The organism is Thermomicrobium sp. CFH 73360 (assembly GCF_023806465.1).
Taxonomy (GTDB): domain Bacteria; phylum Chloroflexota; class Chloroflexia; order Thermomicrobiales; family Thermomicrobiaceae; genus Thermomicrobium.
Map to the genome: position 1 here is coordinate 287283 of NZ_JAMSLS010000002.1, position 23903 is coordinate 311185.

Below are 23903 nucleotides of genomic sequence, written 5' to 3' on the forward strand. Positions count from 1 at the left end.
TCCAACGTTGTCCAGAAGGACCGGTGACGTGCTGTGTCCCGGAACGCTCCACCAACTCCGACTGAGGCCGGCCCGGCCTCGTGACGGCTATGCGATCCGCTGATACTTGACCTGGCCTTGCTGAGCATCCCGGCTCGCGAAGCAAAGTTCCGGAGGCACTGTCCCCCCGACAGTAGCCTCCGACGCGTATGCCAAGGCGTCCGCAGAAGTGCCGACTGCCATGAGGAAACCAGCATGCCCGTGCACCGCGTCCACAGCAAGCACGCGCTTGGTAACACGAGGTGCTCGGAGCTCCCCGCGCGGAAGGCATCCGGCAGCCGGTTTCTACCCCCTCCAACCCCTGGAAACGCCCAGCAAGATTGCGCGAGGCGTGCGGGCGCTTGCCAACCGGGAATCTCCTAGCGGGTGCACTCTAGAGCAGAACCACGCGCAGCATTGCCGGCTGAATCGTCAGAAACGCTCCAGTCTCATACCGTGAACGGACGGCAGACGTGACCGCTCTCACTGCGAGGGATCATCCTCTTTCTGCACCGTCATCCCACGAAGCGCAGAGGGCGCCTCAGCAGCGACCGCACTGCGTCAACTGAACACCAGTTGACGACCGATCGAACAGTACTCGACCGCGCGGCGGTACCCGCTACTGCGCATACTCCGAACATCTGGTCCGTGCTGACAGGAACGTCGGCCATCGCGATTGACCGCCGCGGCGACTGTTGCCGAAAGTGGGTCGCACATCAAGGGAAGAGAAGGAGAGCACATGCTGAACGAGCGAGCACTGCGCCCCCACTGGAAATCGAGCATGGCGCGATATCTCATCGCTCTCCTGCTCACCCTCGGTCTTTCCATTGGTCAGCTCGGATTCCTCCCGCAGCCCGCGGCAGCAGCCAGTTGCGCGACGAGCAGCCCACTGTCCGGCACGTATCTAGTCACGGTCTGCCTTACGCAACCGGTGCACGGTGCGCTCCTCTCCGGCACCGTGACAGTGACAGCGAGCGTCTCGGCGACCGGCGCTGCACCGCGCGTGCAACGCTTGATCTATACCCTCGACGGAGCCCCTCTGCTGACTGAGTTTTTCGCTCCGTACACGTTCCGGCTGCCCACTACACAGTGGGCCGATGGTCAGCACACACTGGCCGTCAGTGCCCTAATGAGTGACGGGTTCAGCAGCGCAGCAACGAGTATCACACTCTTCTTCCAGAACGGGGTCACCAGCACACCGGCAATCCCCACCGGCTTCCGACCCACCACCGGTACCACGCCACCCGCTGGCCAACCCTTCCGTATCGTTGCTGTCGGCGACGGGGGTGATGATGGGACATACTCGGCCCAGGTCGCCCAGCTCATCGGCACGCTTCAGCCGAATCTCTTACTCTATCTCGGCGACATCTACGAGAAGGGAACGTACACGGAGTTTCTCAACTACTACGGGGAGAACAGCGAGCTCTTCGCGGCTTACCGCCCGATCACCAACCCGATCGTTGGGAACCACGAGTACGAGGGGGGTATCGCTGAGGGCTATCTCCGCTACTGGCAGAGTCCGCCGGACTACTACAGCGTGAATGCCGGCGGTTGGCACCTCATCGGGCTGAACTCGACGAGCCAGTTCGGTCAATTCGTCCCGGGCACACCGCAGTACGAGTGGCTCCTGCGTGACCTTCAGGCGCACCGCGATAGCTGTACCATCGCCTATTTCCACCACCCGCGATACAGCATCGGGCCGCAAGGCGACACGCCAGCACTCCAGGACATCTGGACGCTCCTGTACCAGTTCGGGGTGGAGCTCGTCCTCGTCGGACACGACCACAATTACCAGCGCTGGCTCCCGCTCGATCGCAATGGACAGATCCATCCGAGCGGTATCGTCCAAGTCGTCGTCGGCACCGGCGGCCACGGCATCCGCGCCTTTGTCCGGAACGACAGTCGCGTCGCCGCTGGCTTCGACCGACCACCCTCAGCCTACGGTGTCCTGCGCGTCTCGCTCTCCGCAACCGGAGCCGACCTCGCTTTCATCGATCTCCAAGGGCAAGTACGGGACAGCACGACCGTTTCCTGCCGCGGGCCCAACGACACGAGTGCGCCCACGACGCCCACCGGTCTCCAGGGAACACTCTTCTCAAACCAGCAAGTGAGGCTCATGTGGAACGCGGCGGCGGACGATTACGCCGTCACGGCCTATGAGATCATTCGCAACGGGACTGTCATCGCAACTGTGCCAGGGAGTGCGCGCTCCTACGTCGACACCGGCCTCCAACCTGATCGGACTTACACCTACCAGGTCGTCGCTGTCGACGCAGTGGGCAACCGCTCAGCTCCCAGCCTACCAACACCGATCGTCACCTCAACAGCGCTGTTCAGTGACGACTTCGAGTCCGGGACGCTCAGCCGCTGGACGACGGTAAACGGCTTGACGGTGACAACGCTTGCACCACACGGAGGACAATACGCCGCCAGAGCGCTCTCGACGAACGGGAATGTTGCGTTCGCTGTCGTCCAGCTATCCTCGTCACAGTCTGATACCACGACTGAGGTCTGGTTTTCCCTCACGGCGCGTGGGAAGAACGACCAATTGACTCTCGTCCGTTTTCTCACCGGAAGCGGAAGTCCGATCGGCCTTGTTCAGATCACCACAAACGGACGGCTTGCCTTCCGCAACGAGGTCGCCGGAACGACGACGACAACCGGCATCACTGTATCCACTAACGCCTGGCACCAGTTGCGCGTCCGCCTCGTGACCGGTACATCTGGGCGCGTGGAACTTTGGTACGACGGTGTCCTCATCCTCAGCGCACCGCAGAACCTCGGCAGCAGCACTTTCGGCCGCCTGCAGATCGGCGAGCATCTGACCAAGCGAACCTTCGACGTCCACTTCGATGACGTGCGAGTTGCCCCACCATCCACATCGCCCTCCGATACCACCCCGCCGGAGACGACGCTCACCGGTACGCCGCCCAAACTGACCAACGAGACCACTGCCACATTCTCCTTCACAGCCAACGAAGCGGCCACGTTCCGCTGCAGTCTCGATGGTGCACCTGCCCAGCCGTGCACCAGCCCGGTCACCTACACGAATCTGGCCATCGGAATCCATACCTTCAGCGTGACCGCGACGGACCTCGCCGGCAACATCGATCCGACCCCAGCAACCTTCACGTGGGAAGTCGCTGCGCCGAGCACACCCGACACGACGCTCGTCTCCACCCCGCCCACGCTCACGAACCAGTCGACGGCGAGCTTTTCCTTCATTTCGACCGATGCCGCTGCGACATTTGAGTGCCAGCTGGACACTGTGCCGGCCATGGTCTGCAGTAGTCCCTGGGTCCTCACGGGTCTGAGCGAGGGAGCTCATACATTCAGCGTCCGGGCCATTAATGGCGAAGGCGAAGCCGATCCGACACCCGCGAGCTGGAGCTGGAGGGTTGACCTCACTCCGCCGCCAGCGCCGACTGATGTCAGCGCCGTCGCGACGAGTGGCACACAAGTCACTGTCACCTGGTCAAGCGTGAGCGATCCAAGCGGTATCAACGGATACGATGTCTACCGTGACGGGACACTCTTCGCGCGCCTTGGGCCAGTGACGAGTGTCAACGACAGCACGGTGCAGCCAGCTACCACCTATCGCTATACCGTGCGTGCCCGCGACAACGCTGGCAATATCTCCCCAGACTCTGCCGTCGCGACCGTCACCACATCGACGCAGCGACTCTTTGAGGACGACTTTGAGACCGGAAATCTCATTCGCTGGTCAAGCGTGAATGGGCTCACCGTGACGAACGAGTTACCCTACACCGGTTCCTATGCGGCGCGCGCGCTCTCTACAAGCGGCACTGCCGCCTACGCGCTCGGCACGCTCTCACATTCGACGAACGAACTCTTCTCCCGCATCCGCTTCCAAGTGGTCACCCAGGGCGCCAATAACGTCTACCTTGAGAAGTGGCGAAGCGGGACGACCTCACTCGGTGGCATCTACATCACAAGCACGGGCCGACTCGCCTTCCGAAACGACGTGACCGCCCAAAGTCAGATAACCACGACGCCAGTGACGACCGGCGCATGGCACACCCTTGAGGTGCATCTCCGTACCGGAAGCAATGGGCTCATCGAGATCTGGTACGATGGCGTCCGCGTTCTCCAAAGCTTCCAGAACTTTGGCACGAATGCCCTCACGCAGATCCAGCTCGGCGAGAACAGCACAGGCCGAACCTTCGACGTCCGCTTCGACGAGGTCGTCGTCGATACTGGCCCAATCGATGCTCCTCAAGATACGATTGCACCGGAGACGACACTCACGAGCACTCCGCCAGCGACGACCAGTGACACCAGCGCGACCTTCGCCTTCACCGCTAACGAGCTCGCCACCTTCCAGTGCAGTCTGGACGGCGCACCCACCCAGCCATGCACGAGCCCCACCACTTACACGGCACTGACAGTGGGCCCACATACATTCAGCGTCGCCGCTACTGACGTCTCTGGCAACACCGACCCAACGCCCGCGACCTACACTTGGGAAATTACCGCCACCCCAACAGCACCAGAGACAATGCTCATTTCTACTCCACCCGCACTCACTAATGCCCCGGATGCGACCTTTTCCTTCAGTTCAGACGATGCTACGGCGACCTTCCAGTGCCAGGTGGACGGCACTGCCCCTGCTGCATGCTCCAGCCCAACGACCCTCACCGGGCTTTCCGAAGGGAACCACACTTTTGCCGTCTGGGCGGTGAACACTGCCGGGACGGCCGATCCCACCCCCGCCAGCTGGTCGTGGACCATCGACCTGACGCCACCTGCTGCACCCACTGGCCTCACTGCAACCAGTGGCAACGGACGTGTCACCCTCAACTGGACAGCAGCAAGCGACGCCAATGGGCTCGCAGGCTACGATGTGTTCCGAAATGGGACTCTGCTCACCTCGCTCGGGGAGACGACAACCTATACCGACACCACTGTGCAACCGAACACGACGTATGAGTATCGTGTCGTTGCGCGTGACCGAGCAGGCAACACTTCCCCACCCAGCGACCCGGCCACGATCACTACAGGGTCCATTGTCCTCTTCGCAGATGACTTCGAGTCCGGTACGCTGGGTTCCTGGACGACAGTGAGCGGGCTGACCATAACGACCAGTTCTCCCTACTCGGGGAACTATGCCGCTCAAGCGCTCTCCACGAGCGGCACCGCTGCCTATGCGCTCGTGAGCCTCCCCAGTTCGGCGAATGAACTCTTTGTTCGCGTGCGCTTTTTCGTCGCCTCACAAGGCGCGAGCACTGTCTACCTGGTCAAGCTGCGTACCTCCACGGGTGGGTCGCTCGGTGGAGTCTACATCTCCAGTACCGGACGACTCGGCTTCCGCAACGACGTCGCTGGCCAGAGCACCACGACTACTACAGCTGTCACACCAGGAAGTTGGCATACGCTTGGCGTGCACATTGTGGTGGGCACGAGCGGTGTCGTCGAACTCTCGTATGACGGCACGTTGATCGCCACCATCAGTGGAAACCTTGGGACGACGGCGATCGGGCGCTTCCAACTCGGCGAGAACAGCACAGGCCGAACCTTCGACATCCGCTTCGACGAGGTTATCGTCGATACACAGCCGATTGCAGGCTGAATTTGCTGGGATCTTGATTCCCTCAAAGGTGCTCTGGGCCGGTAAGGAAGCGCACCACATCCAACGCGTGTTTGGTTTCTACGCGAAAGGTCGAGCTGATGCACCACTCCCGCCGGCTCGTTCTCATTCTCGTCCTGACGTTCCTTGTCGCTGCGTGTGGACGGAGCGCTGCGCTTAATCTCACCCCCACCGACTTGACAACACCCGCGGTCACCTCCCCGACTCCGGTGACCCCGGCGATCCTCTGGGCGGTCGGCGACGTGGCCACCTGTCGCTCCCAGAACGACGATGCCGTCGCCGCGTTCCTGGCCGGGCAGACTGGGACCATCGCACTGCTCGGTGATGTGGTCTATGAGCGTGGTACGGTCGAGGAGTTTCGGAACTGCTTCGACCCCATCCTCGGTCCCTTGAAGGAGCGGATCCGACCCACGGTTGGGAACCATGAGTATGGGAGCCGTGACGCCGAGCCGTACTTCGACTATTTCGGGGCTGCTGCTGGCTTGCCGGGTCAGGGCTGGTACTCTTACGAACTTGGTGCCTGGCACATTGTCGTCCTGAACTCCAATTGCAAGGCAGCCGGCGGCTGTGGTCCAGAGTCACCGCAATACCAGTGGCTCAAGCAAGACCTTGCCGCCCACCCGAGCCTCTGCACCCTCGCCTACTGGCATCATCCACGTTGGAGTTCCGGCGAGCATGGCAACTTCGAGTCGATGCAGCCAGTCTGGGAGCTCCTCTATCAGCAGAGCGTCGACGTCGTCCTCAACGGCCACGACCATAATTACGAGCGTTTCCAGCCGCTGGATGCCGTTGGTCGGCCCGATCCGGAACATGGCATCATCGAGTTCGTCGTCGGCACGGGTGGTCGGAGCCTGCGCCCGCTCGGCGATCCTCTTCCGGTCAGTGCAACCGGCTCCGACGATACCTATGGGGTTCTTCAGCTCGAGCTGTATCCGGACCGCTTCACTTGGCGATTTGTCCCGGTGTCGCGTTCGGATTACCAGGATCAAGGCAGTGCTCGGTGCCACTGAACGCGAGTGACCAGCAGCTGGCCGTCGATCGAGTCCGGTCTGACTATCCACTGCCCTGTGGGTGACGTCAGAAAGCCTCTACCCTGGAACGGTCGTGCTGAGACGACCAAGTGAGGGACGGAATGTACGCGACCTATGTCATGCGCGAGGTGCAGCCCGCCATGCGCTCAGGGATTCTTGCCAAGGCAGCCAAAGAGTTCTGGCCTCTCTTGCAGAAGGCGCCAGGGTTCCGTGGCTTCTTTCTCGTTGAGGGGCCAGGACAACAGACACTCGGCATCGCCTTTTGGGAGAGTCAAGAGGACGCTGAGGCCTTCCGTGCGACCTTAGATGCGTGGCAATCGACGCTGGACAGCCTTGGCAGCACGATGATCGGCCGAGGTTCCGGCGACGTGATCGAGATCTGACGGCCACACGTCGTGCGGGAAAGCACCCCACAGCGCTTAGCCCACTGAGCCGGCCGTATAGGGTCGCGACACCGGCGCCGAGAACTGTGCAAGAGCTGACAATGCAAGGAGTAGAGCGATGTACGGCACTGTCTTCCACATGCATGCCAAGCCTGGGCAGGAACAGGCAATCCGCCAGCTCTTTGAAGAGTGGGATCGGGAGCGCGCTCCCCGGGTACAGGGTTTCCAGGCCGGGTATCTCTTCAAGCCTGATCAGCAACGTGATGAACTGATTGGCGTCGCCATCTTCCGCGATCGCGAGAGCTACCGAAAAAATGCAGCTGATCCAAAGCAAGACGAGTGGTTCCGCCGCTTACGCGCTCTCCTCACCGACGATCCGGTTTGGGAAGACGGTGAAGTGATCGAAGTTACCCCACGCGCGTAGCATAGTGAACCTGGTGTCCCGACCCTGCACAGGCTCATGGCTGGCCCGGAGCCGAGGCCCCGGGCCAGTCGTCATCCTTTAGAAGATTCACTCACCGCCGAAAGTCAGGATTCCCTGCTGACATACCTCTGCACTCACTATCCGACCATGGTCGATTGGGATTCGACACGGTCGATCAAACTCGGTGAGTCTCATGAGCCACGCAGAAACGTGGGAATAACTTTCCCACCAGCCAGTGGGCTACGCACCGCAGTTCACGTGCTACGGCTCGGCAATCTGCGGTGCGGCGATCGCGGCCTTTGGTCCACACCCGAACGCATGCTGGTGTGGCCGAGCACCGTCGCGAGCGTTTGCTGGTGCAGCGCGGGCCCGCGATCCTCCACCCACCTCTCCTAAGGCCTCAGTTGTTTCCTTTCTGCGCAAGAGCGCATGCAGCGCACTCGGCTTTGCCATCTCTGTCCGTCTTCCATCGGGCAGACACGCTTGGTATGGTTCAGCGTGGGGAATGCGGGGAGCCTCAGTTGGGACACTCATGGCGCGGCGAGTAGCGGACTGGCTGAAGCAAGCGGAACGGGACCTGGCGCTGGCCGAGCAGGCACGAGCAACGGGTTGGCATGAGTGGGCCTGCTTTGCCGCACACCAAGCCGCAGAGAAGGCGGTGAAAGCGCTCTATCAGCAGCTTGGTCTCCTTGGTTGGGGTCACGTGGTCGCACGCCTTTTGCAGGAACTCCCGGAGGAACTCCGGCCGCCGCCAGAGTTGATTGAGGAGGCACACGAACTGGATACGTACTACATCCCTACTCGCTACCCGGATAGCCACGCGGCCGGTGCTCCCTTTGAGCATTATTCAGCACGACAGAGTGAGCGAGCAGTGAACTATGCCCGTGCCATCATTACCTTCGTTCGCCATCACTTGGCCGAACCGTCAGACAGTCGATGAAGCCGTACGGCGCTGGGCAGCGGCGTTGGTGCGGAAGCACCCGGTACCGCGCATCCTCGCAATCGGCTACTTTGGCTCCTATGCGCGCGGTGATTGGGCCTTCGGCAGTGACGTTGACCTCCTTGTCATTGTTGAGGACGATCCTACCCCCTTCATCGAGCGCGCACTGCGCTACCAGACGCTGTCACTGCCCGTCCCAGCAGATCTTTTTGTCTATACACGGGACGAATGGCAGGAAATTCAAGAACAACCATCCGGCCGCCACATCGCTCGTGAGGTCGTCTGGGTCTGGCCAGAAGATGAGCAAGGGCAGACGGGAGAGGCAAGGAACGACGAGCGCGCGACACTCCCCTCAAGCGAGGCCGACAGCGCCGAACCGTCCCGGTAAGGCACGGCTGCGCGCCCGACCGCGGACGTTCACCGACGCGGAATTTCTCGTGCAGACACGCCTGCCACTCCGTGGAGTGGCTCTCTGCCCCCATCAGCGAGAGAGCGCGTGTTAATTGCCTTAGAACGCTCGTACGACAACGGCCTTCGAAGCCCCCTGCGACCTCGGAGTTGACCGGCTGCCCGACTGCCCCGAGGCAGCTCGCATACCCTAGCCATACCTGGTCGACGTCGGCCCGCTGTTCCCCTCTGGCTGCTCCCCTGAGCCCCTGCAGGAGTGATCATTTCGCCCACTTGCATCATCCTGGTGGGCAGAAGCCAGGAGATGCCCTCGACAGCATGCTGCGCTCCCGCCCCGCCACAAGCAACGGAAGAGAGGACACTGACGATGACGAATTGGCCCTTCCCATCACGCTCGCAAACTCGGTGAGGAGAGAGACGCAATGACTGTCCACACCGCAGCCAGTCTTGAGAGGTGCGCCTGGACGATTGTGCCGTCTTGCAGTCCGCCCAGAGAATCGACCGAGACTCGACCGCCATCGGTGACGACTGAACGATTGCGACATCCGTATGAGGTGGTGCTCGTCTTGTTGCACACCGCGCAGGACAGAGCACCACCCTGCTCGAGCCGTTTGTGTACGGAGACATTGCACGATCCGCCATTCCGCGGCGACCCCACACCCATACCTGCATCGGTTATGAAGCACTGCTCTCCCATGGAGACGAGCAATAAGGTACAGGCCCAGCTCTCTCCACCCCCCACGGCGTGACGTCTCATACGCGGACCTGACAAGCCCACCTGTTGGAGCCCACCCTTAGACGCAAGGCGCGTCCGATTGTCAAAGTGTTTGGCAACCAGAAAGTTTGTTCGCGCGTTAGATAGGGAGTAGCTCTTTTTCTCCCTGGTCTTTCTGGTACGGAAGACTGCTGCGGCAGCCTCAGGCGAAGGAAAAACCGGCACGATACGGATTCATGGGCGTAGGGCTCTCCTGCGCGCAAGGAATGAGCGATGGAGCAGCACTCTCCTCTGCGTACCCGGCATCCTCGGAACCTTCCGCGGTTGTGGCTCTGCATTGCGATCATCGTGAGCAGCCTCGCGCTGGTTCAACCTACCAGCGCCACGGAGGCGTCCCGATCTGACTTCCCGCCAACACTCGCGCAATTTCCGGATCCAATGCACAATGGGGCCGGGATTCACGCCCTCTGTCTCCAACTCTTTCCCGACTCTTCCCGCGAACGTCTGAACCTCGGCTTGATGAACAACGCCAAAGAGGACCTGACGCTGCGACTGCCAGCGATGGTTCTGGATAGGCCGATCGCCAGCGGGCAGGAGCAACGTTGAGTCTTTGGCGGTTCGGCCCGACAGAGCGGTTGAGTCGCGACCTTCATCGAGCCGTGCACCGAAGGCCAGGCGCACATTACCTGTGGCTTCGAAAACGATTTCTTCACCCTTCCACAGCATCGAAAGGTGCTGTACTCCGATAAGGGACGGATCGAGCTCCTTGAGCAACGTCAATCGCTCCTTGCACGCTCTCTGCCAGTGGGGTGTGAGTTCTACGAGGAGGTCAGGGGACGCCCACTCTCGATTGACTGTGGTGTTCAGAACAACGCGCTTGCCTGGAGCACCGACCAGCCATGGACCTTAACGGCTGGTCGCCTGTCATGGGAGATGATGACTGGACAGATCCAGGTTGGTGACGCTGACTTCGTCCGCCGTGAGCCGGCCCAGATACCGATCACGCGTGACCCCGGCAGTGCCGGCCTCACCTACGCCGCAATGGGTCATTCATCACTGCGCCGGCCCGTGCCCGACCGGCCAGCCAATCCACACCACGTTGGATGCACGCGGGACGATCGGCGTGGATCCCAGTCTCGACCGCTACGGCGTCACGTCTGTGGATACGCGGACTTCTTCTGAGTTCAGCGTCGCCAGCGTCTTTTGGGAGTTTCTGGAGAGACCCGGATGGCAGCTGCGTGACGTTGGGGTGCTCTCGAGCTATGGGCCACGCGGTGACGCGAGCGAATCGCTCCTTGGAACACCCGTCTATGACGCTGTCCGAGTCCCTGGGACTTGGGTCGTCGGTCTCCCGATCACAGAGCCGTTCTGGACCCACGTTCCCGTTGGGGGACAGCCTCGGTGGGTTCTCGTCCAGTGCTTTGAGCGCCGCAGTCTCACCTACACCCCTGACAACCCAGAGGGATGGCAGGTCGAGTTCCCGAACTCGGGACTCCATTACCTCGAATGGCGCTATGGCTACGTCCCTTCGACACCAGATTGGGCAGCCCCATGGTGGGACTACGACGTGATGCCGAAACGGTGACGGTAGTACTCGATGCGCGCGCTCGAAGTACTGCAGTGGGACTACCACTTGATGTCGAAACGGCGACCAGAGGCTGGCCCCGCTGCAAGGCAAGCCCCAACAACGTGCCAGTCGGGGTAAAGGAGATCCCATCCTCCCCCTGCCGGCCGAAACTGGAGCGTGGGATGTCAGACCATTCCAAATGTTCGCTGGTGGGCGAGCGGAGCCGTGGAGCGCCTGAGCCTGGCTGCGTCCCTGTGGGAGGTCACGCGGGAGCCACGATCCTCGTCTTCCCCGCTGGTTTACTTGACTTGTGAACACCGCAGGAGGAGCTCTCACCCCGGTGCCGGCCAGCACCCCCGGTTGAGAACCGAGTGCGTGACGGGGCCAGCTTCCTTGCGCATGAGCCATCGTCCCTAGGGTCCGGAGCCACTACGGTGCCCACGGCTCTCCCATTGCCTCCGGCCGTTCTCTACGCCCGTCGCGCGCGCCAGAGGAGGAAAACAACCACGAGTAAACCGAGGAGTCCGAACCCGACAGCCCCCACGCTGAGCACGCCGACTGCCAGCCAGAGGAGGAGATCCCCCATAGCCCCGCCATCCGGGACCGGCCGCTGCCACGCCGTCCGTTCAGCATTTGCATCGAACGATGAGACCATCAGGTCGGTGGCGGTGACCTCCGCTTTCTCCCCACTCCGGAGCATCACTTGCTCACCACCATGCTTGGGACGGAGCTCCACCGCCCCATCGACAACCTTCACGACGGAACGCTGTCCGTCCTCCTCCAAGACCAGTTCGGTCTCTTTGATGCTTGTCGCCGCTTGACTCATTTCCACCTCAAAGCACTGATCTGTGAGGATGCGCTTCACATTAGCCCAGAACCGCCCGAAGATGATGCGAATCGCCCTGCAGGTCTCAGGCCGGGGAATTTCGACCGTCGATACCCCATTGCTGCGGAGTTCTAACGTGGAGAGGTCGGGGAACCCAATAATCGCTACTGAAGAATACCCAACTTTGATCTGTGCTCCAAAAGGAATCATTGTCTCAAGGTCTGCCTGCTCCCAGGCATCCTCATCTGGATAGACGGGATTTCCGTTCGCATCGTACCCGAGCGGCCGCCTGATCAGGACCTCACCGTGGAGGTCAGTGAACCGCACTCCCGAGTCCTGCGGCGGCTCGACGACTGACGATAGGGGAGGACTCCAGGGTGTTGGGGAAGGACTCGGGAGAGGCACCGGCGTCGGTGGGAAGGGTTCGCCAAACGTTTACACATAGGCAACACGCCTCTCAGTCCGCGAAGTTACTCCGTTCTCGGCAAATTCCAACACCAATGTCAGGGTCTGACCACTTTGGCCTATTGGAGCCTCGAAGCTGCCCTCAACCCGATCACCCGCGGGCCCCTCCCCCCGCGGTGGGAGGTCCGCTCCTACAAAGGCAAGTTGCACCGTGCGCGGCGGGTCCCACCGGAACTCGGGATCGGGAGCCGAATCAGCCCAAACAGAGGATACTTACATAAACGCTGATCAAGCGTAGAATCTCATCGCGCTGCTGCACAGTGCACTCAGCGACAAAAGGGATTGTCGTCCCCGGCACCAGCTCCGCCGGTGGGGCTGTCCACTCGCACCAACGGTAGACGGAACCGCGGATCGGACCCTCGCCGGTGCAGGTAAAGTCCACCTCGAGGTGCGACAGGTACCTCCCCAGCTCCCCCGGGCTCCCAGGTTCAAGGTCCCGCCACAGGTGCTCCTCGGGACACTGCGCTGGCGGAAGTCCCGGCCCATCGATCCGCTCCACCCGTTGCAAGCGCCAGAGCGGAGCGGCGACCGCCGACTGTGGTGCCTAGCACGATGCAAGGATAACCAGTGCGAGCGTTGCGACCACAACAAGGCTGGATCGGCCCACGATGCCCTTTTCTCCACGTCACCGGAGGCGTTCGTTGCTGACCCACACTTTAGCCGCAGCTGTTATCGCCTGCCAGGTGTCCAAACCACAAGAGGGTCAGCGGGGATCGCAAAACCAGCCTTTTCGGCCAGGGTACGAACCCGACCGCGCTCAACGCCGAGAGCTCCCCACTGGGGCTGGCGTGCCAGGTGACGGAGGCCCTCGGCGCGCTGGTTGCGAGCAGCACTGCTCACGGGGGTATCGCAGTCGGCACAGACGCCACCCCCTCAGCAGCCACGTCGCACGTCTGTCCCCTGGTGCCGGAGGAGAGACTTGAACCCACACGCGGTACACCCCCAGCGGTTTGTGGGGCCGGCCCAGGTCGGGCGGAAAAATCCGGAACCGCCGGGACGGGAAGCCGCCGCACCCGACCTAGTGCGGTGGCATCTGTTTCATTGCTTCCTGCAGGAGCCGACCGCCTTCCTCGAGTCTAGAAGCCGCCACGCTAATCCTGCGTGCATCGAGATGATCGATACCGTAGGCGAAATCATCTGCAGCCAGGCTGAACTGCTCGAGTGCACTCACGTAAGTCTGGTGAAACGCAGCGAATCGCGGCGGTGGAGTGAGGTTCCGGGCTTCTTCATAAGTCGACTTCCAGATAGCCAACTCGACAGCAACTTTTGCACGCCAAGCAGGAGTGAAGATGACGTAGGGGTCGCTTTGCGCCTGCTCGAGAGGATCGGACAACCGCTGCAACGAGTCCTGCATGCGCTTCGATTGGCCCAGGACCACGGAGAGATACTGTAGTTCCTCTGCCGAAAGGCCAGGAGTCGGTGTCGGCTCAGGAGTAGGGGTAGGTCGCACCGGAGTTGGGGTCGGTGTCGGCTCAGGAGTAGGGGTAGGTCGCACCGGAGTTGGGGTCGGTGTCGGCTCAGGAGTAGGGGTAGGTCGCACCGGAGTTGGGGTCGGTGTCGGCTCAGGAGTAGGGGTAGGTCGCACCGGAGTTGGGGTCGGTGTCGGCTCAGGAGTAGGGGTAGGTCGCACCGGAGTTGGGGTCGGTGTCGGCTCAGGAGTAGGGGTAGGTCGCACCGGAGTTGGGGTCGGTGTCGGCTCAGGAGTAGGGGTAGGTCGCACCGGAGTTGGGGTCGGTGTCGGCTCAGGAGTAGGGGTAGGTCGCACCGGAGTTGGGGTCGGTGTCGGCTCAGGAGTAGGGGTAGGTCGCACCGGAGTTGGGGTCGGTGTCGGCTCAGGAGTAGGGGTAGGTCGCACCGGAGTTGGGGTCGGTGTCGGCTCAGGAGTAGGGGTAGGTCGCACCGGAGTTGGGGTCGGTGTCGGCTCAGGAGTAGGGGTAGGTCGCACCGGAGTTGGGGTCGGTGTCGGCTCAGGAGTAGGGGTAGGTCGCACCGGAGTTGGGGTCGGTGTCGGGGTAACTAGCTGCGCTCCACGCGGGGCATGTCCCTCACCCGTGGGCCTTGACTCCACTTTCGCTTCAGCCAGTGGGGTGGCAACGCAGACTATTCCAACAGTCTTGCTTGTTTTCGTCGAGAAACTGTTGTCGAGGACCAAGAAATACTGGTGACCCCTTTGAACCCGGACACGTACGACGTTTGTCCCCGCCAGTCGAGGCTCCTCGATAATAGGCTTTCCAGCGGTATCCAACACTTTCACATTGATATCATTGTTGCCGCCCGTGACCGTGATAGTACACGTCAATGCGGCATCGTAGTCGACAGGAATGCCAACTTGGTAGACTTGCTTAGGCGGCACCACAACCTCTCGCTTCAGAACCTCTACAGCTGTTGGCGTTGGGGTACCTTTATCAGGCTCTACCAACCCAGCCAGCACCAGCAGCCAAGTACAAGTGACACACACGGCTGAGAGGCTCAGCAGGCCAGTAACAAGGATGGTTAGCAGGAGATGCTGCCGGGCCCAGGTTGCAATTCGAACAATGCTTGAACGAGAGTTCATCGAATGCCTCCCATGCGATCGGGATTGTACAGCAACACTGACGACATGTCGCTGACTGGCAACATTGCGATTCCTACCCGGTTTGGCAGCACCCGGCAGACCCCCGCTTGCGCTCGCACTCCGGTCGCTTGAACATCGCCACCGGCGCCGGCCAAGTGCAATGCACACGGGACGCGGTTAGTACTTCGACCGAGGTTAAGATCAGCAGCCACAGGTAGTAGCACCCAGGGAAGCGGAGCGGCTGGTAGAACCCGGCGGGCAGTGGCTCCCGGCGCAGCGGCTCAGTCGGCGACTCCAGCGTGATCAGCACGCCGAGTGCTTCCTCCTCACATCCCATCGCGCCCCGAAGATCACGCACCTGCGACAGCACACTAACTGCGCCACTCTTGACCCGCAACACGACCTTCTTTGGCTCCCTGCTGTCATAGTCGACGAGGTAAAGGTAGCCATCGACGCCGCGGGCTGCCCCTTTGCGCTTGTCCTGGGCCGGAGGGGCATCGACCAGGCCGAGCGCCCACCACGCGAAATGGCGGAGGTCGCACTGAGCCGTGGGGCGTGCGCTAGGGAGATCCCTCGGCTCGCCGCGCCGCGCGTACTGGTGTAGCTCATTGCCGAACTCGTCCCGGAGCCAGCGCTCGATGCGGTCGATGACGAGGTAGGTATTGTTGATCCAGCGAAACCGCAGCCTCTCGGCTCCGACAATGGCGGTGCCACACCCACAGAAGGGATCGAGCACCAGATCATCGGGATGAGGGCCGACCTGGATAATCCGTTCCAAGAACGCCTGGGACCTCTGGGTGAGGTGGCCAAGATTTTCTTTACCGATCACTGAGAGGATGTGATCACAGATGTATTGGAGCAAAACGCTAGGTTGCTTTTCCGGATAGCACTTGTAAGACGGGATGCCACTCTTGGTACAAGCAATGCGACCGGCCCCCTTACCATCGATCATGGTCACCTTGTTTTACTCCCAATAATAGTCCCGATAAACTTTGAGTCAGTTACCCTGTAATGTAGGCAAGTCATAACTTATACCTAACTTACCGGGTATAACGCTGAAGAATCACCGTTAGAGTCACCGTTTGCCTATAAGACATCCTCGTTCTTGATTCGCTCAGCAATTGGCACGTTCCGGGGGTTACTGCAAACCACCGGTGACCAAGCGTCTTCAGCCCCACTCTTAGCGGGGTCGTACAGTGCAGTGGATTCCAAATCGGCAACAGGAAACGAGTTCTTGATACTGCCAAGATTCATTTTCGCGATGTCCTTGGCAAAGGTCATGTCCCGTGGAATATTGGGATCGGAAGTTGGGATATAGGCTTCGCATTCCAAGGCCGGGAGCTATCAGCGGCAGAAGGGCGGCTCCAGCTTCGAACTCCAGGGCCCCACTTGCACCTCCTCTGTAATGCGCCGGGCGGACAAGAAGAAAAGTATCTTCGCTTCGGAGTATCGCGTCCAGATGACAAGCTTAGTCACCGCTGGATAGCGTTCCGCATCCGAGTGCAGATGGCAGCAGATGAGAGCGATGTAGGGGCAATCAACCCGGGCCACGATAACACGGGCATCCGGGATCGCTAGCAGTTGAAGAGTTGGGAACGCACCACCACGAGCAGACGTCCAAAACAGTTAGGTGCCACCGCCTGAAACCGAACGCCGGTTTTCTCTCACCACCGAATGCAGTATCAGTATCGTGTGGCTCTCCTCACCCGACAAGAGGTACGGATGGGACTCATGAGGAGTAGCTGACTACCATACTAGGATCGGCTATACTATAGGTAGCATAGGTGGACTACGCTTTCCCCAAGCCTGTACTTCGCTAGCCAGCCTCCCGGTGCTCCACCGGGAGGCTCCCCTCTTCACGACTCGCCCTCAACCCCTACTTTCCCTGTTCCCCCGGCCCGGGCCGGACGATCACCTAAAGGGGTTGCGGCACAGCGTATCCGTACAATCCACTTTCTAAAGTGAAAAACCGCAAGCCATTGGGCAGAACGAACTGCAACCTGCACGGAGCTATTCCCCGCAGACGACGGAAGCGTTCCAGCAGCACAAGCGATAACTCGTAGTCCGGCTGAAGGAGGGGCTGACAGTGGTGAGGGGCAAGCGGGTCTTCGTTACGACGCTGGGGATGATCTCCGACCTTAGCGAGGTGACGCGCCGCTTCCAACGGCTGCTCGCGCAGGCGCGGCTGCTGCGGGTGCGCTTCCACCACCTCCGGCACACCACGGCGAGCCCGCGCCTAGGCGAGGGATGCGTCCGAAGGTGTGGCGAGCCTCTTGGGCCACAGCACAGTCTAGCTCGCGCGCGACACGGAGAGCCACGAGCCCGCACGCACGGTGACGGAGCCCCTCGCCGCACTGGTTGCGAGCAGCACTGCTCACGGGAACGTCTTCGCCGGCGTCGGCGTGACCCCACGCTGACCCCACACCACACGTGTGTCTGCTGGTGCCGGAGGAGGGACTCGAACCCACACGGGGTACACCCCAGCGGTTTTTGAACGGCGGGTAAGCCACGCGAGACTGTGTGCAGAGATATACGCTCCCAGCGTCCAGCGACGCTGGGAGCCTGTGACGGTTACTCGTATCCTCACCCTGGCCCTGCTAACGGAACGGGTGTTTGTTCTCCGCGATTCTTGCTAACTGGTCGCCACGCTCATAAGTACCACCGCCATACAGCCAAAGAGCAGGAGGCTGAACAACACAAGGAGGACAACGCAGCCTATGATGATAGCAGATGTCCTATCGCCGCCAGAGTCTAGGCTTGCCGACAGCCCATCTGATGGCTGTTGAAATATGTCTCGAAGCATGTGCTGACCGACGCCAGCCACCGGCCCGCCACTCTCGACGTGATCCTCGTCACTGGCCTGCGTCGTACCGTCGGGGGCAGAAACATTCACCTCCTGCTCCCGGTGGGATCCGATCGTACGGTATAGCTCAGACCAGTGGTTGCCGAGTTCCATCAGAGCGCAGCTCACGATTTCAAAGTCGCCTGTCGTCCCTAACTCGTATAGTTTAAGTTCGCGCCCATTCACCACGAGGTAGTACGGAGCATGCAACGCGAAGGCATACGAACGAGCCTGATTAAGCACCCTGTCGTTGAGTGGTTCACGTGGTGCCTTGGCCTCGATCACCACCAGCGGCTCGTTGCTGTCGGCCGAATTGAGCACCCAGTCAGCTACTGCCTCCACTTGCTGCTGCCCTGCCTGGATAACTACCGGCACCCTAAGAGACACCTGGCGCAGCTCGTAGCCCAGGAAGTCGATGAGGGGAGCGATGACCTTCATTTCAACCTCCACCTCGTTGCGAAACTCAAGGTCGTGCAGGTCACGTAACCACTTGACGAATAACGTATGAACTTCATTCGTGGGCAAATCAGGCTGGGGCCTGCGTGCAAGGACTCTCGTCAGTGAATACTCAAGTTGTGTTAACTCGCGTGGCGTTTGGTTTGGCTTCACTTGCTCCCGTAGCTGCAGCGTTACACGAGACCCTTGAGGAGAAAGCCAGTGAATCAGGAGAATTTCCGCTGCTGGTCGCTCGACTGAGAGAATTGAATCAAGCAGGACATAGTAGGGACCACCGAAGTATCCCGCCTGTAGCACAAGCGCATTCCCGCTTAACTTGGCGCTCACCCGAGCTCCCGGTCTCAGCTCGAAGTGCGGTAGGCCACCGTCATAGATCAGGGTCACTATAACCCTCCCGCAACGTCTCAAGTCTGGTCGTGGCTAGGCCAGCAACAATGATAATGCAATAACTGTGGATTCCCACAGTTGCGCCTATCGCTCGAATAGCATCGCACTCACAGCTGTCGGTTCGGGAATCGCGACGTCACGACTCCTCTCCGAAAACCATACACATCGACGGCCTCCCACACCCCTCATCCACAGGCGCATCGAAGATCAATCATATAGAAACCCACCAGAAAAGAAAAAGCCAAACTCTCACGACATCCACGTAGCTGTGACAGCTTTTCTGGTGTGGTCTACATACCGATGTGTGGTGTTGTGCTTAGTACATGTTGCTTCATCGACTCAGATGTTTTTCGGTGCTGATTATGCTGAACCCCGTTCAACGGCCTCTCTCGCTTGACAACGGGAGGTGTCACCCCCACGTGCGGATACACTGTTCGGTATCCCGTCTTCTCTCTGCGAATGAATAGTTCTCTATCCCTGCCCACAAACTCACGCGTCGGCGTTAGCTGTTGGTACTGCCCACAATGCTGCTCGAAACGGTCGTGATTCCACCGGTAGACCTCGCTGGCGAGTTGCTTTTGCTTCTCTACGAAGAGTTTAGGAGCCTCTTCCGACTTTCTCCATAGGCGCACCAGACGACCACCATCCAGGAACAACCACCACCGGGCCAATAAGCCGCTGTAGCAGGCGGTGGCAGTCGCCGAGTGGGCCGCAGATTGTTCTGGACGGTTCGAGACGGAGATCGCTCTGGGCGGTCCGAGACGGGATGGAACCCGGCGATGCTCGACTCCTACAACCGGAACTCCAAAGGCGCCGTTACTCATGGCGGGCGAGCGTTGGCCCTAGCCCGCCAACTGGGCGAACTGGTGCTGCCCAGCGCCGACCTGTGCCACTTCACTGCGCAGCCTCGGTGCAGCCCGCGCGCTCCTGCACGACCTGCGCCAACTGGTGGCAACCTCGACGAGGCGCGGCTGCATCTGGGCTCTGGTGCGCCAACCACTGCCGGCAAATGGCCGGCGCCGAGCTGCTTGAGACGCTTTGCTGCGTCGGGTAGCCCACACAGCCTCGGGTATACTCCGGTCGGAGGGACGGATGGAACGGAGTGCCGACTGGCTGGCGCAAGCTCAGGCCGACCTGGCAGCAGCCCGACTCATGTTCAACAACGGTTTTCACGAGTGGGCCTGCTTCGCTGCCCAGCAGGCCGCCGAGAAGGCAGCCAAGGCTGCTTTGCAAAGAGGCGGGCGCGACACCTGGGGGCACAGCGTCGCCACGCTCCTCCTCGCGCTGCGCGACCTGGCGGTTGTCCCGGACCCGCTTGTGGACGCCGCGCTTGAGCTGGACAAGGCGTATATCGGCACGCGCTATCCGGACGTCCACCCGGTGGGCGCGCCGCACGCGCTCTATACCCGCGGCGAGGCAGAGCGGTGTCTCAACTATGCGGAACGAATCGTCGAATTCTGTGCGCATCTGGTCGCCGCACTGGACCAGGGATGATCTGATCGCGCACCTGCGAGCGCGCGTGCGGGAGCTGGCGCGGCTGCTTCCGGTGCGCCGGGCGGTGCTCTTTGGCTCCTGGGCCAGGGGACGCGCGACGGCCCGGAGCGACGTGGACGTCCTCGTGATCTACGCTGATCCACCGCGCGCTGACGCCCATGCTGTGGTCTGGCGGGCGCTCCGGACGCCCGGCCTGGAGCCGCACGTTTACGCCGAGTCGGAAGCGGCGTCCATCCAGGAGACGCTCGAGCGGATGACCGCGGGCGGCATCGACCTGCTCGATTCACCACTCAAGGCGGAGTAATGGCGATCCGTTCCCCGATTCCTGCGGTCGGGTCCTCCAGCCGGGCTCCGTGTGGGTTGGGAACCACCAAGTGGAGGTGATCGTGCTGGTGCAAGGCCTGCGTTGGGCAGTGGCCGGGCGCGATGGTGTCATAGTGAGGGTCGACGTTGGTTAGCGTGTGCCCGGACTAACGCTCGTTGGATGCTGAGATACCACGGTGTATGAAGCGCGCGAGCAAGTGTGCGTTGGCATCTGGAACTCCGGGGCAAAGTTCCCGCTAGGCTGTATCACCGTGAACCTGGCCCCGGCCGATATCCGCACGGAGGGGCCGGCCGATGGCCTGCCGATCGCGTTGGGCATCCCGCTCGCCTCCGGTTAGATCGGGGCCAATCACGATAGCGTGCTCATGATCGGCAAGTCCCATCGCTCTACGGCACCCATGCACCACACTGCCGTCGAGCTCCCAATGCTTTGTCTCGTACAGGAACTGGGGCTGCGGCGAGCATTCGTGCCGAGGTGACGCGACGCTTCCAACGGCTATTCTCGTGGGTGGGGCTGCCGCGGGTGCGCTTCCATGACCTCCGGCACACCACGGCCAGCCAGCGCCTGAGCGAGGGATGCGTCCGAAGGTGTGGCGAGCCTCTTGGGCCACAGCACAGCCCGGCTCACGCGCGACACGGAGAGCCACGAGCCCGCACGCACGGTGACGGAGCCCCGCACCGCACTGGTAGCGAGCAGCACTGCTCACGGGGGTATCGCAGTCGGCACAGACGCCACCCCCTCAGCAGCCACGTCGCACGTCTGTCCCCTGGTGCCGGAGGAGGGACTCGAACCCACACGGGGTACACCCCCAGCGGTTTTTGAGACCGCCGCGTCTGCCGTTCCGCCACTCCGGCGCATTTTCCTTAAAAGTATAGCGCCTCTACCCCATAGCGTGCACCCTCCAGGGGCCTGAACCGCAACGGTGCACACCCGCCGACCGCTACCCACCGGTATCTCACATCACCGCTGCGCCCCTCGTCCCAGTCTCGGCACGACAACGCCGAACCCTCCTTCATCAACGTTTGCACTCGTCACACGACACACGACTGACGAGTCCAACTATACGTCGACTCATGGTGCTTCGCTCATGACGATTGTGGACGGGTAATAGCCGCCCTCACCGCGCTTTTGGGCCCTACCAAGAGCCGATCTCACGCTGCTTACAGATGGTCTCGCCGTGCTCCCGCTCGCCGCAGCGATCACGAAGCACCTGCCAGAACGGACTCACTTCCTGCTGTGCAGCACCAGATCGCGCGTTGTCTTGTGACTGCACCAACGCCCGGTGTCGTCAACCCAGCTGCCGTTCTACGACATCCGCTGCGCGCCATCTCCAGCTCTCGAGGATCGTTCTACTGCCAACGGCCAGCACCGATTGCTGCCAAGGGTGCCAAGACTGGTCTTGGCCAGGATTCCAGCATGTGCAGCCCACTCGCTTGAGGAACTCTGCCACTGACAACGACACATCTCTGCTTTGGAGAGCTCGAGCCGCTGCACCTCCCCGCCTCTCCAATCACCGTCCTTCGACCACGTTAGTCCTTGCACATTTTTTTGGTTATGGCGCACCACTTCCACATTCACTGTCCCTGGCTCACCGCCACCCTACTGCCTAAGGCCACGCCGCGACGCTATCCGATCACCCGGGCCTACAGGCGCAGATGTGGAAAGCCCCCTTACCACACCGCCACCTTACACCCGCCGCCTTCCGCCAGTGCCCGGCAGCCTAGCACGACACGTTATGGCTCGTCAGGTGCGGTGAGGCTCTTGTCTCTCCAGCTTGGCCGTATGGCGGCTCACCGAGTCACTCCCGAGCACACCAAGCGCCTCGGCCGCACGTATTGCGAGCCACAGCATGGCCAGATCGCCGACGCGATCCACGTGTAGCCCAGTCAGCGCCTCAACGCGCCGCAGTCGGTACACAAGTGTCTGCCGATGAATCCCCAGCCGGCGCGCCGTCTTGCTCCACGACCCCTCACACGAGAGAAACACTCGAAGCGAGTCGAGGAGTTCGGTTCCGTGAACGGTATCGTACTCACGGAGTGGTACGAGCACCCGGCCAACGAGCTCCTGCGCCGCCTCCAAGGTCAGTGGCCATCCTCCCGCACCGTCCCGCATCTCGGCATACCGCACAAGTCCCGCCCTACCGACTTGGACAGCCCACCGGGCCTCGGTGAGGGCCTCGGGCACACGCACCAGGGAGCGGATCGGGTCGCTCCAGCCGACGGGCATGCTCGGACACGAACGGACAAGTGCCTCCGCAACCGCTGGTCGGTCTGGCAGCAGGATGAAAAAGTATCCGTCGCGGCGCAGCACGGCGGGCGGCACTGACGCTCGCTCGAGTGCGGTGTGGAGCTCGTTCAGGGTGAGGGCTTGTTCGGGCACAGCGGCCACGGCGAACGGTGGCTCAGGAAAGCCGTACTCCCGCACCAGAAGATCCACGGCCAGGTCAGGGCTGATCCGCCGGTCGGCCAGCTGCGCAAACAGTTCCCCGGCGAGGCGCTGCTGCCGCTCCCGCTCCGCAGCCTTCCGCTCCAGCGCCAGCGCGATGACGGTCGCCGCGTGTCGCAGCACCACCACGTCGTGCCCGCGACGACGATCCTTCGGCATCACCACCAGGAATGCGCGGCCTCGAGCCGGGACAGCGAGTGCGATGGCGCCTGGCTCAAGCCCGGGCACTTGCACGACCGCGGGAAGTTGGCCCTCTGGATACCGTTCGACGGCCCGACACACCTCATGGAGCAGACGGGCCGGCGGTTCGGCGGGCGGCACAAGCTCTCGTCCGGTCACCAGGTCGAGGACGACGAGTCGCGCCGCGAGGATCCGCTCCAGGCGTGCCCGAAGCTCCGCCTCGTCCAATGCTCCCTGCATCACCAACCGTGCTACCTCGTAGATTTGCAGGGTCCGGCGCAAGCGTTCATGCTCATCGCCGCGGTTCGCGTCGGCAACGACGCGCGAGACAGCAACGAACGGCACTTCGTACGCGGTGAGCAATACCGGAAGCCCCCACCGGTCGGCTGTCTCCAGCATGGCATCGGTGAGCGGCGGTGCGCGCATTCCCTCGCAGATCATGAGACCGCTCAGCTGCGCCCGAGCCAGGCGTTCGACGTAGGCCACCTGCCCGGCCTCGTCGCGCGGAATCCCGATCCCCACCGTCATCACCAGCTCGCCGCCGCAGAGCCAGACCGTCGGATCCTCCAACTCACAGACATGCGCCCAGGTAATCGGCCGATCCAACCCCTTCTCGCCAGCCACGAGCCGCGTCCTGAGTTCGGGATGTTCCAGGAGCTCTCGCACCGTAATACCCATCGCCGGCCGTCCCTGCTACCGACGCACTTGGATTCGACGTCTCTCCTCTAGAGTGAAACCATACCGGATGGTTTCCTGCAACTGTCGCACGGTTGCTCGTTCCTTCTGGCAGCTGTGGCATTGCGCTCGCATTGGAGCCAGCTCACAATGGCATTGT

Annotated in this window: 17 protein-coding genes and 1 tRNA gene; 11 read left to right on the forward strand and 7 right to left on the reverse strand. The window is 61.6% G+C overall.

The genetic code is table 11. The features are described from left to right. The first annotated feature begins 757 nt into the window (after window positions 1-757). The 8 genes from NET03_RS04700 to NET03_RS04735 all read left to right on the forward strand — a co-directional run bounded on the left by NET03_RS04700 (window position 758) and on the right by NET03_RS04735 (window position 11112). Window positions 758-5608 (forward strand): fibronectin type III domain-containing protein, encoded by a 4851-nt coding sequence (locus tag NET03_RS04700; protein WP_252127741.1) that lies wholly within the window; start codon window positions 758-760, stop codon window positions 5606-5608. A gap of 98 nt (window positions 5609-5706) precedes the next feature. Beyond that, window positions 5707-6636, forward strand: a complete 930-nt coding sequence (locus tag NET03_RS04705; protein ID WP_252127742.1) for a metallophosphoesterase family protein — start codon at window positions 5707-5709, stop codon at window positions 6634-6636. 122 nt (window positions 6637-6758) lie between these two features. Beyond that, the gene (locus tag NET03_RS04710; RefSeq protein ID WP_252127743.1) at window positions 6759-7040 is read left to right on the forward strand and encodes an antibiotic biosynthesis monooxygenase family protein; all 282 of its coding nucleotides are present in this window, start codon (window positions 6759-6761) and stop codon (window positions 7038-7040) included. Between the two features lie 118 nt (window positions 7041-7158). Next, complete coding sequence (locus tag NET03_RS04715; RefSeq protein WP_252127744.1) at window positions 7159-7464, forward strand: antibiotic biosynthesis monooxygenase family protein; 306 nt, start codon at window positions 7159-7161, stop codon at window positions 7462-7464. A gap of 532 nt (window positions 7465-7996) precedes the next feature. Continuing rightward, on the forward strand, window positions 7997-8404 hold the full coding sequence (locus tag NET03_RS04720; protein WP_252127745.1) for a HEPN domain-containing protein: 408 nt from the start codon (window positions 7997-7999) through the stop codon (window positions 8402-8404). Beyond that, window positions 8343-8792, forward strand: coding sequence for a nucleotidyltransferase domain-containing protein (locus tag NET03_RS04725; RefSeq protein WP_252127746.1), 450 nt, complete (start codon window positions 8343-8345; stop codon window positions 8790-8792). Before NET03_RS04720 ends, NET03_RS04725 begins: the two co-directional genes overlap by 62 nt. A 1008-nt stretch (window positions 8793-9800) precedes the next feature. Further along, window positions 9801-10133: a hypothetical protein gene (locus NET03_RS04730; RefSeq protein ID WP_252127747.1), complete on the forward strand. Its 333-nt coding sequence runs from the start codon at window positions 9801-9803 to the stop codon at window positions 10131-10133. Between the two features lie 517 nt (window positions 10134-10650). Beyond that, window positions 10651-11112 (forward strand): hypothetical protein, encoded by a 462-nt coding sequence (locus NET03_RS04735; RefSeq protein WP_252127748.1) that lies wholly within the window; start codon window positions 10651-10653, stop codon window positions 11110-11112. Window positions 11113-11563: 451 nt separating this feature from the next. Here the strand turns inward: NET03_RS04735 and NET03_RS04740 are convergent, their stop codons facing one another. The 5 genes from NET03_RS04740 to NET03_RS04760 all read right to left on the reverse strand — a co-directional run bounded on the left by NET03_RS04740 (window position 11564) and on the right by NET03_RS04760 (window position 18621). After that, a complete protein-coding gene (locus tag NET03_RS04740) occupies window positions 11564-12247 on the reverse strand; it encodes a FecR domain-containing protein (RefSeq protein ID WP_252127749.1) in 684 nt (227 codons plus the stop codon). A gap of 1156 nt (window positions 12248-13403) precedes the next feature. Further along, a complete protein-coding gene (locus tag NET03_RS04745; protein ID WP_252127750.1) occupies window positions 13404-14738 on the reverse strand; it encodes a hypothetical protein in 1335 nt (444 codons plus the stop codon). A gap of 274 nt (window positions 14739-15012) precedes the next feature. Next, window positions 15013-15891, reverse strand: a complete 879-nt coding sequence (locus tag NET03_RS04750) for a DNA methyltransferase (protein WP_252128137.1) — start codon at window positions 15889-15891, stop codon at window positions 15013-15015. Between the two features lie 963 nt (window positions 15892-16854). Then, window positions 16855-17148: a hypothetical protein gene (locus NET03_RS04755; protein ID WP_252127751.1), complete on the reverse strand. Its 294-nt coding sequence runs from the start codon at window positions 17146-17148 to the stop codon at window positions 16855-16857. A 423-nt stretch (window positions 17149-17571) separates the two neighbouring features. Then, window positions 17572-18621: a type I restriction enzyme HsdR N-terminal domain-containing protein gene (locus NET03_RS04760; RefSeq protein WP_252127752.1), complete on the reverse strand. Its 1050-nt coding sequence runs from the start codon at window positions 18619-18621 to the stop codon at window positions 17572-17574. A gap of 1095 nt (window positions 18622-19716) precedes the next feature. Between NET03_RS04760 and NET03_RS04765 the strand changes: the two genes are divergently transcribed. The 3 genes from NET03_RS04765 to NET03_RS13765 all read left to right on the forward strand — a co-directional run bounded on the left by NET03_RS04765 (window position 19717) and on the right by NET03_RS13765 (window position 20780). Continuing rightward, window positions 19717-20118 carry a HEPN domain-containing protein gene (locus NET03_RS04765; RefSeq protein ID WP_252127753.1) on the forward strand — a complete coding sequence of 134 codons (402 nt, stop codon included), beginning with the start codon at window positions 19717-19719 and terminating at the stop codon, window positions 20116-20118. 25 nt (window positions 20119-20143) lie between these two features. Beyond that, the gene (locus tag NET03_RS04770; RefSeq protein WP_252127754.1) at window positions 20144-20422 is read left to right on the forward strand and encodes a nucleotidyltransferase domain-containing protein; all 279 of its coding nucleotides are present in this window, start codon (window positions 20144-20146) and stop codon (window positions 20420-20422) included. A 196-nt stretch (window positions 20423-20618) separates the two neighbouring features. Continuing rightward, a complete protein-coding gene (locus tag NET03_RS13765; protein WP_353655776.1) occupies window positions 20619-20780 on the forward strand; it encodes a magnesium chelatase domain-containing protein in 162 nt (53 codons plus the stop codon). A gap of 430 nt (window positions 20781-21210) precedes the next feature. Here NET03_RS13765 and NET03_RS04775 read toward each other — a convergent pair. Further along, window positions 21211-21297: transfer RNA gene (locus tag NET03_RS04775), tRNA-Leu, on the reverse strand. A gap of 889 nt (window positions 21298-22186) precedes the next feature. Next, window positions 22187-23746, reverse strand: a complete 1560-nt coding sequence (locus NET03_RS04780; RefSeq protein WP_252127755.1) for a PucR family transcriptional regulator — start codon at window positions 23744-23746, stop codon at window positions 22187-22189. Between the last annotated feature and the right edge of the window lie 157 nt (window positions 23747-23903).

Bases quoted from the DNA above. Each gene is read 5' to 3' on its own strand.
- NET03_RS04700 (WP_252127741.1), top strand. From the start codon at position 758: ATGCTGAACGAGCGAGCACTGCGCCCCCACTGGAAATCGAGCATGGCG.
- NET03_RS04705 (WP_252127742.1), top strand. From the start codon at position 5,707: ATGCACCACTCCCGCCGGCTCGTTCTCATTCTCGTCCTGACGTTCCTT.
- NET03_RS04710 (WP_252127743.1), top strand. From the start codon at position 6,759: ATGTACGCGACCTATGTCATGCGCGAGGTGCAGCCCGCCATGCGCTCA.
- NET03_RS04715 (WP_252127744.1), top strand. From the start codon at position 7,159: ATGTACGGCACTGTCTTCCACATGCATGCCAAGCCTGGGCAGGAACAG.
- NET03_RS04720 (WP_252127745.1), top strand. From the start codon at position 7,997: ATGGCGCGGCGAGTAGCGGACTGGCTGAAGCAAGCGGAACGGGACCTG.
- NET03_RS04725 (WP_252127746.1), top strand. From the start codon at position 8,343: ATGCCCGTGCCATCATTACCTTCGTTCGCCATCACTTGGCCGAACCGT.
- NET03_RS04730 (WP_252127747.1), top strand. From the start codon at position 9,801: ATGGAGCAGCACTCTCCTCTGCGTACCCGGCATCCTCGGAACCTTCCG.
- NET03_RS04750 (WP_252128137.1), bottom strand. From the start codon at position 15,891: ATGATCGATGGTAAGGGGGCCGGTCGCATTGCTTGTACCAAGAGTGGC.
- NET03_RS04765 (WP_252127753.1), top strand. From the start codon at position 19,717: ATGGAACGGAGTGCCGACTGGCTGGCGCAAGCTCAGGCCGACCTGGCA.
- NET03_RS04780 (WP_252127755.1), bottom strand. From the start codon at position 23,746: ATGGGTATTACGGTGCGAGAGCTCCTGGAACATCCCGAACTCAGGACG.